Origin of the sequence: Nitrospirillum bahiense (assembly GCF_007828025.1) — a bacterium.
GTDB lineage: Bacteria > Pseudomonadota > Alphaproteobacteria > Azospirillales > Azospirillaceae > Nitrospirillum > Nitrospirillum amazonense.
The window spans coordinates 257,347-271,628 of sequence record NZ_VITO01000008.1 but is presented as its reverse complement, the minus strand read 5'-3'; the positions used below and the strand labels follow the sequence as shown (position 1 = coordinate 271,628).

Below are 14,282 nucleotides of genomic sequence, written 5' to 3'. Positions count from 1 at the left end.
CTGTCATTTGGTGCTGCTGCTATCAGCATAACCCGGACGGCCTTGAGAAAAATCCCAAACTGTCCCACCATGACGACGCAATAGGGTGATTTTATCCCACGAAGTGACAGTTCCATGGAACATCTTGATAAAACCGACATCCGGCTTCTGCAACTGCTGCAGGAGGACGCCTCGCAATCGATCGCCCAGTTGGCCGACGCGGTGGCCCTGTCGACGAACGCCTGCTGGCGCCGGGTTAAGCAGCTGGAGGAGGCGGGCATCATCCGCCGCCGCGTCGCCCTGCTGGATGCCGACCTGCTAGGCTGCGGCATCACCGTGTTCGTCGCCATTCGGACCAACCAGCATGACGAGGATTGGCTGGAGACGTTCGCCCGGGGCGTGGCGGACATTCCCGAAATCGTGGAATTCTACCGCATGAGCGGCGACGTCGATTACCTGCTGAAGGTGCTGGTGGCTGACATTCCTCATTACGACCGGGTATACAAGCGCCTGATCAAGGTGACCAAGCTGACCGACGTCAGTTCCAGCTTCGCCATGGAACGGATCAAATCCACCACGGCGATCCCCCTTCCTGGCCCCCTGCCCGGCCCCCTGCCGGATCCCTTGCCGCGGCCCTAAAGGGGCATACGCCAAAGGCAAGATCGCCAGCGGGGGAAAACTGCGTCATGTTCCCCATCTGGTTTGCCCCATCCGCGTTGCGAAACGCGGAGGGTTTTTTTTATGGGCGATTGGCGCGTCGCGGTTTCGTGGGGCAGCCGGGTTTGATGAGGGCGTAAGCCGTGGACATGCTGCTGCGACAGCGGGTGCGACTGGCGGGGCTGGCGGCCCTGGGTGGCATCGTCGCCTTGCTGTTGATCATGCAATCCATCTTCGCGGAGGTGGTGAGCAGCGAGAGGTGGGTGAACCACAGCCATCAGGTCCGCACCACGGCGACCCTGGTGCTGAGCCACATCCTGTCGGCGGAGTCAGCCCAGCGCCTGTACCTGCTGGTCCACGCGCCGGAGGCGCGCGACCATTTCCAGGGCTATCGCGACGACACCACCAACCAGTTGCTGGCGCTGACCACCCTGTTGAGCGACAACCCGGACCAGGTACGGCGGGCGTCCACCCTGACGGCCCTGGCCAATGCGCGGCTGGATGCGCTGCAGGTGCTGATGCAGGCCCCCGCCGGATCGCCCCTGGACACCATAACCCTGGAACGGGGCGAGTCCCTGATGGCCGAGGTGCGGGAGCAGGTGGCCATCATCGACGGCACCGAGCAGGCGCTGCTGGTGCAGCGGCAAGGCCGGGTCAACACCCTGCGCCTGCTGTTCGTGGCCGGCAGCGTCGTCATCTGCCTGGTGGCCGGTGGCCTGGTCTGGCGCCTGTCCAGCGGCGCCATGACGGAGGCGGACCGCGAAAGCCGCATGCGCCAGCAGTTGCAGGACATGCTGGACGAAAAGGGCCGGCTGCTGCGCGAGATCAACCACCGCGTGGGCAACGGCCTGTCCATGATCGGCACCCTGCTGCAGTTGCAGACGCATGACACCAAGGACCCGCAGGCCGAACGCGCCCTGGCGGAGGCCCGCACCCGGGTGCTGGCGATCAATGAGGTCCACAAGCGCATGCTGCAGGCCGAAACGGTGGACGAGGTGGAGTTCGGCGCCCTGCTGCCCGCCTTCTGCCGTGAGGTGGCGGCGGAATACGGTGCCCTGGACCGGGTGCAGGTGACCAGCACGCCCGTGCTGCTGCCGGTGGAGACGGGGGTCGCGCTGGCGCTGATCCTGAATGAGATGCTGACCCCTACCTTGCGCCGCTCGGACGAGCTGTACAGCCCCGTGCAGCTGACCCTGGCGGTGATGGACAACCGGCTGTCCTGCATCATCGACGACCCCAGCGGTCAGTTGCCCACGGACATGGGGGCCGCCCGCCTGGCCGGTATCGGTATGACCGTGGTCCAGGCGCTGTGCCGCCAGATCGGGGCGGAGATGGCCTTCGACAAGGCCGGCACCCAGTTCTACATCTCCATCACCGTGCCTCGGGCGCGCAAGGTGCAGGCGGCCTGAAGGCTGACCGCGCGTGCCACCTCTAATTTATTGAAAAATCGGATCTGCAACGATCCTGTCTTGCGGCTGTGCCTGTATTTCCCAGTGGCTTTCGCTATGATGGCGCGACCCTGACGTTTAGCCGGAAAGGCACAACGGCTTGCCATCCCACTACCTGAAGCTGCACGGCAAAGGCCTGCGCGCCCGGCTGCAAATCCTGCTGCTGGTGGTGGTGGCGCCCCTCACCGCCCTGTCCATCGCCGACTACGGCGCCCGGCGGTCGGAAGCCATCGCCGGCGCCCAGGCCCAGGCGCTGGGCCTGGCGCACGCGGTGGCGGGACAGCAGGCGATGTTGATCGCCCAGGCCCGGCATATCGCGGACACCCTGGTCAGCGAAAGCGCACGCCTGCCGCTGGAGGAGTGTGTGCAGGACGCGCGGCTGATGAAGGCGGCCCATCCCTGGATCACCAACGTCAACCTGATGGGACCGGACGGCCAGGCCTTCTGCTCTTCCTCCGGGCCCCCCTTCCAGAGCTTCGGCGATCGCGACTATTTCCAGACCCTGATCAAGACCGGCCAGCCCACCATCAGCGATTTCCTGATCGGCCGCACCTCTGGCCAACCGGTGATGGTGGTGGCGCAGATGCAGGCCACCCCCAAGGGCGACGTCGCCCGGGTGGCCAGCACCGCCATCAGCCTGCAATGGCTGGAGGACATGGGCCGGCAGCTGGTGGAGAAGCGGCACGCCGTGTTCCTGGCCGTGGACCGTCACGGCCATATCCTGGCGCGATACCCGGAGCCCGGTGCCGAGGTGGGGGATGGCGATCGTCGCTCGCCCTTGATCGGCGCCATGCTGGCTACGCCGGACGGCAACGCCGATACGGTGGACTTGCATGGCGTGGGCCGGTTGTTCGGCATCGCCAGCGTGGGGGATACCGGTGCCCGCGTGGCCGTCGGCCTGTCCAAGGCCGATGTGCTGGCCGCCGCCAACATCGATTTCCGCCGCAACCTGGTGGTGGTTCTGGCCGTCACCCTGCTGGCCTTCGCCCTGGGGGTGGCGGGGCTGGAGCTGTCGGTCCTGCGCTGGCTGCGCGCCCTGGGCGACGCCGCACAGCGCATCGCCGCCGGCGACCGCGCCATCCACATCGACAGCCCTGGCAGCGGGCCGGAGCTGGAGGCCGTGGCCCAGGCCTTCAACGCCATGGCCGACGCCGTCGCCCGGCAGGAGCAGGAACTGGTGGCGCGGGAGGAGCGTTTCCGCGACCTGACGGAGGTGTCGACCGACTGGTACTGGGAAACGGACGAGACCCACCGCCTGACCTACATCTCCGACGGGGTGCAGTTCGTGGGCATCGACATGACCCAGCTGCTGGGCCGCACCCGGCGCGAGCTGTCGGCCGATGCCGACGCCGCCCACTGGGTCACCTACGAAGGCTTCCTCAACACCCGCACGCCCTTCCGCGACTTCACCTATTCCGTCCCCGGCCCGAACGGCCAGATCCGGCACGTCGAGATCTCCGGCCGGCCCTATTACGCGCCCGATGGCCGCTTTCGCGGTTTTCGCGGGGTGGGACGCAACATCACGCCCCTGGTGGAGGCGCGCCAGCACCTGCAGGAACGCGACAGGCTGCTGACCACCATCCTGGAATCCATCGACCAGGGCATCGTCGCCTTCGACGCCCAGCTGCGCCTCTCCATCCGCAACCGCCATTTCCTGGATCTGATGGGGCTGGAGGCGGGGGATTGCCCGCCCGGCCTGCCCCTCGGGGAGGTCGAGCCCCTGCTGAAGGACGGCGCCGCCGACCCGCTGGCGGGGGTGCGCTCGCCGGAACCCATGACCTATGAGCTGACACGGGCGGACGGCAGCACGCTGGAGGCGCGGGCCATCCCCATGCCCGGCGGCGGCTTCGTCGTCAGCTACATGGACATGACGCTGCAGCGGCGGCAGGTCAGCGACCTGATCGACGCGCGCGACCGCCTGGCGGCGCAGGCGCGCGAACTGCGTACCCTGGCGGAGGAGCTGGACGCGGCCCGCCGCGCCGCCGAGGCGGCCAACGCCGCCAAGTCGGACTTCCTGGCCAACATGAGCCATGAAATCCGCACGCCCATGAACGGGGTCATGGGCATGGTGCAGCTGTTGCTGGAAAGCCCGCTGACCGCCGACCAGGCGACCTACGCCGCCATCATCCGCGACAGCGCCGACGCCCTGCTGTCCATCATCAACGACATCCTGGACATCTCGAAGCTGGAAGCGGGCCGGGTTGAGCTGGAGGAGGTGCCCTTCGCCCTGGCCGACGTCACCGCCGGCGTGCTGGCCATCCTGGAGCCCCGCGCCCGCGACAAGGGCATCCGGCTGGAAACGAGGGTGGTGGGGGCGGCCCCCAGCCATTATCGGGGCGACCCGTTCCGCCTGCGCCAGGTCCTGCTGAACCTGGTGGGCAACGCCGTGAAGTTCACGGAGAGGGGATCGGTCACGCTGGAGGTGGAGGTGGGCATCGCCAAGGACGGCCTGGTGCCGCTGCACTTCGCCGTGCGCGACACCGGCATCGGCATCAGCGCGCCGGCCCAGGCGCAGCTGTTCCGCAAGTTCGGGCAGGCCGACACCTCGATCTCCCGCCGCTTCGGCGGGTCGGGCCTGGGCTTGGCCATTTCCCAGCGGCTGGTGGCGCTCATGGGCGGGGCCATCACCCTGGATAGCACGCTGAACCAGGGCAGCACCTTCGCCTTCACCGTGCGCCTGCCGCCGGCGCGCGCCAGGGAGATTCCCAAGGCGCAGGTCCTGCCCCCGCTACAGGGATCGCCATCGGCCTCGCCCCTGCGCCCCAGCCGACCGCCCAAGCCCATCCGGCCCGGCCTGCCCCCCGGCAACGGCGCCCGGCTGCTGGTGGTGGACGACAACTTCATCAACCAGACCGTCGCCCGAACCATGCTGGAGAAGTTGGGCTACCGTGTCACCCTGGCCGGCGACGCCCGCATGGCCCTGGATCTTTACGAGCGCGAGACCTTCCACGCCGTGCTGATGGACATCCAGATGCCGGAGATGGATGGCGTTCAGGCCACCCAGCGCATCCGCGACATCCAGGAAAGGACCGGCCGGCCGCGCACCCCGGTCATCGCCATGACGGCGAACGCCATGGCCGGCATGCGCGAGGAATACCTGGCCGCCGGCATGGACGACTACATCGCCAAACCCTTCGCCCTGCCCAACCTGGCCACCACCGTGGCGCGCTGGGTGGCGGCGGCCGGTCCGATCGAGGACAGTGTGGAAGCGGCCACTCCCGCCGCCCCCGCCGCTTCAACCCCAGTATTAGCCCCGGTATCGGCTCCACCGGCGCCGGCTCCATCAGCACTGGCGGCCGGTCCACCGGTGCTGGACCCGGCCCCCCTGCGCCAACTGGCGGAGCTGTTGGACACCGACACGCTGGCCGACCTGGTCATGTCATCGGTGAATGAATGCGAGGCACGGGTGGCGGCGCTGGAGACCCTGGCGGCCACCAGCGACACTGACGCCATGGCCAGGGCCGCCCATACCCTTATCGCCACAGCGGGCGATATCGGGCTGCGCCAGATGCAGGCAACAGCCACACGCATCCAGACCTGCGCGCGCGCCGGCAAGGCGGACGAGTGCCGGCCCGAGATCGCCGCACTCGTAGCGGCATTGCCCGCTGGCCTGGCCGCAGTGGCCGCCGTGCTCAAGCCGCTGCTGAAGGCGCATGAAGGGTAATGCCAAACCACGTTGAGTTAAGCCCGTCGCGGCCTGGTACAGGCTGGCGGGGCCTTACCCTTGCCGCTTACCCGCCCACCATTCGTCCGCCGTGGGCAGGGTGCCATAGCTCTGCCGCAGGGCATTGGACCAATGGTCGCGCACATGCTGGAAATAGCTGTCGGTCTCGGTGATGCGGCGGTGGATGCGCAGCTGCAAGTCATCGCGATGGTAGACGGCCAGGTCGATGGGCATGCCGACAGACAGGTTGCTGCGCAGGGTGCTGTCCATGGAAACCAGTACCAGCTTCACCCCGTCCTGCACCGGCGTGTCGTAAGAGACGACACGATCCAGGATGGGCTTGCCGTACTTGTGCTCCCCGATCTGCAGGTAGGGCGTTTCGGGCGTCGCTTCGATGAAGTTGCCGGGCGAATAAATCTGGAACAGGCGCATGCCACGGCCCCGGATCTGGCCACCCAGCAGGAACGAGGCGTCGAAGCCCACGCCCTGCGCCTTCATGGCCAGGCCGTCGCTGTTGTAGACATCGCGGATGGCGGCGCCCACCAGTTGCGCGGCACGGAACATGGACGGGACGGTGGCCAACGTTTCCGGATCGGCATCGCCTATGGATACGCCCTCCTGCAGGCGGTTCACCACCGACTGGCTGATGGACAGGTTGCCCGCCGTCAGCAGGACCATGCAGCGCTCACCCGGGGTTTCGAACCGGTGCATCTTGCAGAAGGTGGAGATGTTGTCGACCCCGGCGTTGGTGCGGGTGTCGGACAGCATCACCAGCCCAGCCTTCAGGAACAGGGCGACGCAATAGGTCATCTTCAGGCCTCGACATGCGGGACGCCGCCCTTGACGGGCGGCTTTCTTCCTCAAGTGGGGGATGGGCGCCTTCACGGACAGGGCCCTATCCCCATGCCCCGTCATACCGCGAAACCGGCCGCCACCACCAGGGGTGCGCACGTTAAGTATTGGCGATGGCCGGAAAACGCAACGAATGGACCCGGCCCGGGAAAAACCCGGGACCGGGCCCCATCGCGACGGCTCAGCGGACGTTGAGGTAGAAGCCGCTGATCTCCTGCCCCAGGCGCAGCATGTCGTCGATGAACTGCGTCACGTATTCGTGCAGGCCGAACTGGAAGATGTCCTCCACCCGGCCATAGCGCAGCCGGGCGTGGATCTCGCCCGCCAAACGATGGCACTCGCCCTTCTGGCCGCCATAGCGCACGGCCAGCGCCTCCAGCAGGTCCACCACATGGGCCAGGCAGGCCACCAGGGACCGGGGCATTTCCGGCCGCAGGATCAGCAGCTCGGCGATCAGCCAGGGCTTCAGCCGGTCATGATAGACCCAGTGATAGCTGCGCAGGGCGGAGACGGCCCGCAGGATGCTCTGCCACTGATAATAGTCCAGCACCCCGCCCACGCCCTCATGATCCGGCAGCAGGACATGATACTTGACGTCCAGGATGCGGGCGGTGTTGTCCGCCCGTTCCAGCAGCGTGCCCAGATGGGTGAACAGATAGCCGTCGTTGCGCAGCATGGTGTTGGCGTAGCTGCCGCAGAACAGCAGGGAACGCTGGACCACCCAGTCCATAAGGCCGGGCAGGCTGTCCGCCGCCAGGCGGTCGGCCTTCAGGGCCCGGGTCTGCTGCCAGGTCTCGTTCAGCGCCTCCCACGTGTCCACGGTCAGGGCGGTGCGCACCGCCCGGCCGTTGCGGCGGGCGGTCTCGATGCAGGACACGATGCTGGACGGGTTTTCCGGGTCCAGCACCAGGTAGTCCAGCACGAGGGAGGGCACGATCTCCCCATGCTTGGCGAGGTAGCCCGGCTCCGTCCCCGCCGCCACCAGGGTGGATCGCCATTCATTGCCCGGATTGTCCAGGGACAGCGACATGTTGGACATGCGGTTGCCCACCTGCACCAGGCGCGCGACGCTGGCTGCCCGCTCCATATAGCGGGCCAGCCAGAACAGTCCGTCTGCGGTACGGCTCAGCATTGGTCAGCGCTCCAGTACCCAGGTGTCTTTGGTGCCGCCGCCCTGGCTGGAATTCACCACCAGGGAGCCCTCGCGCAGGGCCACGCGGGTGAGTCCACCGGGCACCACCCGGATCTCCCGCCCGTTCAGCACGAAAGGCCGCAGGTCGACATGGCGGGGGGCGATCCCCTGCTCGACGAAGGTCGGGCAGGTGGACAGCGCCAGCGTCGGCTGGGCGATGTAGTCGGCCGGCCGCGCCTTGATGCGGTCGGCGAACACCGCCCGGTCGGCGGCGGTGGATTGCGGGCCGATCAGCATGCCATAGCCGCCAGACCCGCGCGTCTCCTTCACCACCAGTTCGTGCAGGTGCTCCAGCACGTACTTGCGGTCGTCGTCCCGTTCGCAAAGATAGGTGGGAACGTTCAACAGGATGGGTTCTTCCCCAAGGTAGAAGCGGATCATTTCGGGAACGAAAGGATAGATCGCCTTGTCGTCCGCGATGCCGGTGCCGACGGCGTTGGCCAGGGTGACCCGGCCGGCGCGGTAGGCCGCGAACAGGCCGGGCACGCCCAGGGCGCTGTCGGGCCGGAAGGTCAGCGGGTCCAGGTAATCGTCGTCGATGCGGCGGTACAGCACGTCCACCCGCTTCGGCCCCTGGGTGGTGCGCATGTAGACGAAGCCCTCGTCCACGAACAGGTCACCGCCCTCCACCAGTTCCACGCCCATCTCATCGGCCAGGAACGAGTGTTCGTAATAGGCGCTGTTGTAGGACCCCGGCGTCAGCACGGCCACGGTGGGCGCATCGCGACAGGCGGGCGGCGCCACCGACTTCAGCGTGTCCAGCAGGTCTTCCGGGTAGTGGGAGACGGGCGCCAGCTTATGCATGCCGCAGAGGTCGGGCAGCAGGCGCAGCATGGCCTCGCGGTTCTCCAGCATGTAGGAGACGCCGGACGGCGTGCGGCAATTGTCTTCCAGCACATAGAAATTGTCCGGATCCAGGCGGACGATATCGATGCCGGCCACGTGGGTGTAGGCGCCGGCCGGGGGCAGGAAGCCCTGCATCTCGGGCCGGAAACTTTCATTCCCCAGCACCATGCGTTCCGGTATCTTGCCGGCGCGCAGGATGTGCCGTTCGCCGTAAACGTCAGCCAGGAAGGCGTTCAGCGCCTTCACCCGCTGGTGCAGGCCCAGCGACAGCCTGTCCCATTCGGCCCGCGCCAGCACGCGGGGAATGATGTCGAAGGGGATCAACCGCTCCGGATCCCCGCCTTCCGTGTACACCGCGAAGGTGATGCCCACACGCCGGAACAGCGTTTCCGCCTCGCGGCGCTTCAGTTCCAGTTTGTCGGACGGCATTTCGCGCAGCCATCGTTCGATGTCCGCATACGGGCCGCGCACCTCATCCGACATGCCCATTTCATTGAATGGACCGTCTGCTTTCGCCATAAACCCCTTCCCCATCGGTAGGCCCGACTGATTGGTTGAGCAAGAGCCACGCCAACTCGGCCTAGCCTAGGAACTGCCCAGGAAATATGCGTTCCGCCAAGGACGCAAAAGCATGGGCGCCCAATGCGCAGGCAATCGCCCGCCGTTCATCGCCCATAAATTGTGCAGATGCACTCATGGCCCTGGCGCCCGCCCGATGCGGCCCCCCAATGCGGACCGTTGCGGCGATATGATCACGGGTTTCCTCCTCAACCGCGCGCCGGCCGCCCTGGCAACCAAAAGGCGCGCTTATCCTTGTCTGCCTTCAATCGAACAGGCCCTGCGCCAGGTCAAGACCCGGCCAGGACAGTCAAAAGAAGTTCATTTGAGGAAACACGGTTTCAACCGATGGCTTCTGTCGCTTAAGCCAAGTCCCGGCGGCCCATTTCGTCTAGAAAGGCGCTAGCCGCGCGGCTTAGCCCGCGATCGGCATGACGCACCAAAGTGAAGGCGCGCGGGGCCAGGGCCAAGGGCACGGGATGCAGCAGCCCCACCTCGATGCTGCCGCTGGCGACGGAGGCCGACAGCGCCGCCGCGCCGCCGCCCGCCTCCACCGCCGCCCGCACCGCCTCGTTCGAGGGCAGTTCCAGCGCGATACGCAAGCGGGCGGTATCCACGCCCAGGTCCGACAGGGCCGCCAGGAAGGCGGAGCGGGTCCCGGAGCCCTGTTCCCGCATGATCCAGGGCGTCTCAGGCAGGTCGGACGGCGCGACCGCCTCGCGGAAGGCCCAGGGATGGTTGGGGGCGACCACCACCACCAGCTGGTCCAGCGCCACCTGATGGGCGGACAGGTCGGGACTGTCCACCGCGCCCTCGACGAAGCCCAGGTCGGCCGTGCCATCCAGCACGGCGGCCGCCACCTGCGCCGTGTTGCCGATGGTGAGGTCCAGGTCCACGCCCGGATGCCGATCGCGGAAGGTCACCAGGTGGCGCGGCAGCCAATAGCTGGCGATGGTCTGGCTGGCCTGCACGCGCAACTGCCCGCGCTGCAGGCCCGACAGTTCGGCCAGCGCCCGTTCGGCCATGTCGGCCCGGGCCAGCACGGCCTTGGCCTCCGCCAGGAACAGGCGGCCGGCCTCCGTCAGGGTGATGCCGCGGCCCACGCGGTTGAACAGGGCCGTCTGGTAGCGATCCTCCAGCGCCGCGACGGCGGCGCTGGCCGCCGATTGCGCCAGATTCAGGGCGCGTGCTGCCTGGGTCACGTGCTGACGTTCCGCCACCGCCACGAAGATGCGCAACTGTTCCAGGGTCAAGGGATGGGCCCGCCGTCAGGTACCGCCCGGAGCGGCGGCGTCGCCGCCACTGTAGCGCAGGCGAAGGGCACGCGGCATCATTGTCCGGAAGCGGGCAACCAGGCTGTCCGGAAACGGACAAGGCGCGGTTCCGGACAGCGCCCCAAGGCCCCGGCGTCAAGCGATCCCAAGGGCTTAAGCGGTGGTCCGCCCTTTGCTTGCGGGCGCGACGGCCCCGCAAACGGGGTGGGGAACAGGGAAGCGACCATGCTGTACATCGCGGCAAGCCAGGCCATGCGGTCCTTGCGGCAGGTGAAGGCCGACATCGTCATCAGCCTGGCGGGGCTGGTGGTCGGGCTGACGGCCAGCCTGCTGATGGCCCTGCTGATCCGCGACCAGATGGCCTACGACACGTTCTTGCCCGATCATGCCCAGCTGTACCTGGTGGACAGCGTGCTGGCGCCGGTGGACGAGGACCAGGAGCCGGGCCCCCTGGTGCGCTGGCGCACCCCGCCCGACTTGGCCGCCACGCTGGTGGCGGAGGCGCCGGAGGTGGAGGCGGCGGCCCGCCTGCTGGACGACGCCCGCAAAATCCGGCACGGCGGCGCGGCCTTCCGCGAGTTCGTCACCTGGGTCGATCCTGCCTTCGCCGACATCATGCGCCTGCCTGCGGTGGAGGGCGACCTGAAGGAAAGCCTGGCCGACCCGGGCGCCGTGGCCCTGACGCAGACCATGGCACGCAAACTGTTCGGGCCGGAATCGCCCCTGGGGAAGCGCATCGAGCTGGACGAGCGCACCACGCTGCGCGTGCGCGCCGTGCTGAAGGACCTGCCCTTCCGCAGCCATATGCGGGAGGTGATGATCCTGGCGTCCGCTGCCTCGCCCTATTCGCCCTTCAGCGCGCCTCAGTCTCGTATTGATGGGTCACGGACGGATGGCGACCAGACGGCGGCGCGGACGACGGGCGACGTCTACACCTATGTCCGCCTGCGCGACGGCGCCGACCCGGTGGTGGCGCAACGAACGCTGGACGAACTGGCCGGCCGGCATTGGGGGGCGGGTCACGCGGGCGGGCAGTCTCCGCAGCTGGTGCCCATGACCAGCCTGCAGCTGCACGCCGGCCTGAACCCCGACCGGCTGAACCGCATGTACATGATCGGCGGCATCGCCCTGCTGACCCTGCTGATCCCCTGCATCAACTTCATCAACATGGCCACGGCACGGGCCACCCGCCGCGCCGTGGAGGTGGGGGTGCGCAAGATGGGCGGCGCGCGGCGGCGCGACCTGGTGACCCAGTTCATGCTGGAAACGCTGATCCTGGTGGGCATCGCCATGGTCATCGCCCTGTCGCTGACCGAACTGGCCATCCCCCAAGTCAACCGCTTCCTGGACGCACGGCTGTCGCTGGACGCCGCCTCGCCCGAGGTCGGGGCCATCGTCGCCGGCCTGGGCGCGGGCGTCACGCTGCTGGCGGGGTTCTACCCGGCCCTGGTACTGGCGGCGCACCGGCCGGTGGCCATCCTGAAGGGCGGCGGCCCGGGGACGGCGGCCCCGGTGGTGGACCGGACGGCCAGGGTGCGGCAGGTGCTGATGATGGGACAGTTCATGCTGCTGGTCATGCTGCTGGTGGGGGCCTCGGTCACCTATCGCCAGCAACAGCTGCTGACCCGTGATCGCGTCTCCTATGACACCGCCGACATCCTGATCCTGGACGCCAACTGCCCGGAATCCATCCGCGTCGGCCTGCAGCACATCGACGGGGTGAAGGGCGTGGGCTGCACCGGCATGGAAAGCCTGGAGCGCAGCCGCCCGCTGGTGACGGCCACGCTGAACGACGGCCACGCCGTCCGCCTGAACCGCGTGGCGGCCGACCCCGGCTTCCTGCCCGTGTTCCACCTGCCGGCCCTCGCCGGGCAGCTGCCGGACCCCAAACGCCCCAGCACCGTGCGCCACAAGGTGGTGATCAACGAAACGGCCGCGCGGGCCTTGGGCAACGACATGCCGGAGGACGCCATCGGCCAGGCGCTGCACCTGCCGGGCGTGGACGGCGACGTGCAGGTGGCGGCGGTGGTGCCCGACTTCCCCATGGGGTCGCTGCAGGACAAGATCGCCCCCACCTTTTTCGTCAGCGATCCCGGCGGGTATGAACTGATGTACGTGAAGCTGTCGCCGGGCGACCGCACCCGGACGCTGGCCGCCATAGACGCCCTGTGGCGCCGCATGGGGGAGCTGTCGCCCAGCGACCGCTATTTCTTCGATGATCACCTCAACTCGCTGACCAGCCTGATCCGGCATGAGACCCAGATGATCACCTTCTTCAGCCTGATCAACCTGGGCATGGCCTGCGCCGGCATCTACGGCCTGTCGGCCGTGACGGCGGAGCGGCGGACCAAGGAGATCGGGGTGCGCAAGGTCTATGGCGCCTCGCTGGCCGACATCCTGCGCCTGTTGCTGTGGCAGTTCGCCAAGCCGGTGCTGCTGGCCAGCGCGCTGGCCTGGCTGCCGGCCTACCTGTTCCTGCACCGCTGGCTGGCCGGCTTCGCCTATCACGTGGACATCGGCCCCTGGACCTTCCTGGGCCCCACGGCCCTGGCCCTGGCCATCGCCGCCGCCACCGTAGCCGGCCAGACCATCCTGATCGCCCGCGCCCGCCCGGTGCTGGCGCTGCGGTACGAATAAGGGCCCGCCGACAGCACCGGCGGGCCCTTGGTCAGAGGATCAAGGATCGCTTCACGCCCACACCGTGACAATCAGCACCAGGCTCAGTCCTGCGATGAACAGGCTGGCCAGGGCGCCCAGGGCCAGGGGGGCGAAGCCCTTGGCGGCCATGCGGCCGACGTGTGTGTGCAGGCCCATGGCGGCCAGGGCCAAGGTCAGCAGGCTGGTGGTGACGCCGGGGGCCCAGTCCTTCACCACGGCGGGAACGGCGTGCAGGCTGTTCAGGGCGACCAGGGCCACGAAGCCCAGGATGAACCACGGCATGGGCATGGGCTTGCCGCCCGTGCCTTCCCGCCGGCGGCGCAGGGCGCCCAGCGACAGGACCAGGGGGGCCAGCATGGCCACGCGGGTCAGCTTGGCCACCGTGCCGAACTCCCCGGCCTGCTGGCCCGACTGGAAGGCGGCGGCCACCACCTGGGCGATCTCATGGATGGAGGCGCCGGCCCACAGGCCCACGGCGCGGGGCGCCAGGTGCAGGGCGGCGCCCAGGGCCGGGTAGCTCAGCATGGCGATGCTGCCGAAGACGGTGACGCAGGCGACGGCGTAGGCCGCGTCCTCATCATCCGCCTGGGTGACGGTGTTGGCCGCGACCACGGCCGAGGCACCACAGATGGAGGTGCCGGCGGCGATCAGTTCCGCCAGGGGCGCCGGCACGCCCAGCCAGCGGCCCACCGTCTTGGTGAAGACGAAGGTGGCCACCAGACTGAAAGCGATGATAGCCACACCCGTGGGACCCACCGCCGCCACCTGGGCCGCCGTCAACTGCAGGCCCAGGAGGGCCACGGCGATGCGCAACAGGCGCTTCAGCACGAAGGTCACCCCCGCCTGCGTCACCCTGGGCAGGCCCACCGCGCTGCGCAGCGCGATGCCGACCACCACGGCCAGGATCATGGGGCTGAACAGTCCCAGGGCCGGCACGCGGTGCAGGGCGAGGCCGGCCGCGGCCGGGATGAGGCAGTAGACCAGGCCCGGGACCAGGCGGGTGGCGGAGGACAGCGTGGGCCAGCGAACGGCGGATACGGCGGCGGTATGGGCAGAGTGGACCATGATGGCGGTGCCTTGATACGAAAGGGGCGCGACCCCATTGGACCGCGCCCCCCAAACATCGTCATTTCACACAAAGCCATCCAACAGAT

At 68.2% G+C, this 14,282-nt stretch carries 9 protein-coding genes; 4 read left to right on the top strand and 5 right to left on the bottom strand.

From position 1 onward, the window contains the following. Positions 1-114 precede the first annotated feature (114 nt). The 3 genes from FBZ88_RS14190 to FBZ88_RS14180 all read left to right on the top strand — a co-directional run bounded on the left by FBZ88_RS14190 (position 115) and on the right by FBZ88_RS14180 (position 5,748). Positions 115-618, top strand: a complete 504-nt coding sequence (locus tag FBZ88_RS14190; protein ID WP_145617666.1) for an Lrp/AsnC family transcriptional regulator — start codon at positions 115-117, stop codon at positions 616-618. A gap of 167 nt (positions 619-785) precedes the next feature. Beyond that, entirely contained in the window at positions 786-2,045 is a 1,260-nt protein-coding gene (locus FBZ88_RS14185) for a sensor histidine kinase (protein WP_246138663.1), read from the top strand. Between the two features lie 139 nt (positions 2,046-2,184). Beyond that, entirely contained in the window at positions 2,185-5,748 is a 3,564-nt protein-coding gene (locus tag FBZ88_RS14180) for a response regulator (RefSeq protein ID WP_145617663.1), read from the top strand. A gap of 54 nt (positions 5,749-5,802) precedes the next feature. Here the strand turns inward: FBZ88_RS14180 and FBZ88_RS14175 are convergent, their stop codons facing one another. From FBZ88_RS14175 to FBZ88_RS14160, 4 genes are all read right to left on the bottom strand, one after another. Then, complete coding sequence (locus FBZ88_RS14175; RefSeq protein ID WP_145617662.1) at positions 5,803-6,558, bottom strand: proteasome-type protease; 756 nt, start codon at positions 6,556-6,558, stop codon at positions 5,803-5,805. 223 nt (positions 6,559-6,781) lie between these two features. Then, the gene (locus FBZ88_RS14170; protein ID WP_145617661.1) at positions 6,782-7,732 is read right to left on the bottom strand and encodes an alpha-E domain-containing protein; all 951 of its coding nucleotides are present in this window, start codon (positions 7,730-7,732) and stop codon (positions 6,782-6,784) included. Positions 7,733-7,735: 3 nt separating this feature from the next. After that, entirely contained in the window at positions 7,736-9,157 is a 1,422-nt protein-coding gene (locus FBZ88_RS14165; RefSeq protein ID WP_211102661.1) for a circularly permuted type 2 ATP-grasp protein, read from the bottom strand. Positions 9,158-9,558: 401 nt separating this feature from the next. Then, entirely contained in the window at positions 9,559-10,449 is an 891-nt protein-coding gene (locus tag FBZ88_RS14160; protein WP_145617659.1) for a LysR family transcriptional regulator, read from the bottom strand. 246 nt (positions 10,450-10,695) lie between these two features. Here FBZ88_RS14160 and FBZ88_RS14155 point away from each other — a divergent pair, with 246 nt between their 5' ends. After that, entirely contained in the window at positions 10,696-13,107 is a 2,412-nt protein-coding gene (locus tag FBZ88_RS14155) for an ABC transporter permease (protein ID WP_186464401.1), read from the top strand. Positions 13,108-13,158: 51 nt separating this feature from the next. Here the strand turns inward: FBZ88_RS14155 and FBZ88_RS14150 are convergent, their stop codons facing one another. After that, positions 13,159-14,193 carry a YeiH family protein gene (locus FBZ88_RS14150; RefSeq protein ID WP_145617657.1) on the bottom strand — a complete coding sequence of 345 codons (1,035 nt, stop codon included), beginning with the start codon at positions 14,191-14,193 and terminating at the stop codon, positions 13,159-13,161. Positions 14,194-14,282: the final 89 nt, after the last annotated feature.

Bases quoted from the DNA above. Each gene is read 5' to 3' on its own strand.
- FBZ88_RS14190 (WP_145617666.1), top strand. From the start codon at position 115: ATGGAACATCTTGATAAAACCGACATCCGGCTTCTGCAACTGCTGCAG.
- FBZ88_RS14185 (WP_246138663.1), top strand. From the start codon at position 786: ATGCTGCTGCGACAGCGGGTGCGACTGGCGGGGCTGGCGGCCCTGGGT.
- FBZ88_RS14175 (WP_145617662.1), bottom strand. From the start codon at position 6,558: ATGACCTATTGCGTCGCCCTGTTCCTGAAGGCTGGGCTGGTGATGCTG.
- FBZ88_RS14170 (WP_145617661.1), bottom strand. From the start codon at position 7,732: ATGCTGAGCCGTACCGCAGACGGACTGTTCTGGCTGGCCCGCTATATG.
- FBZ88_RS14165 (WP_211102661.1), bottom strand. From the start codon at position 9,157: ATGGCGAAAGCAGACGGTCCATTCAATGAAATGGGCATGTCGGATGAG.
- FBZ88_RS14155 (WP_186464401.1), top strand. From the start codon at position 10,696: ATGCTGTACATCGCGGCAAGCCAGGCCATGCGGTCCTTGCGGCAGGTG.
- FBZ88_RS14150 (WP_145617657.1), bottom strand. From the start codon at position 14,193: ATGGTCCACTCTGCCCATACCGCCGCCGTATCCGCCGTTCGCTGGCCC.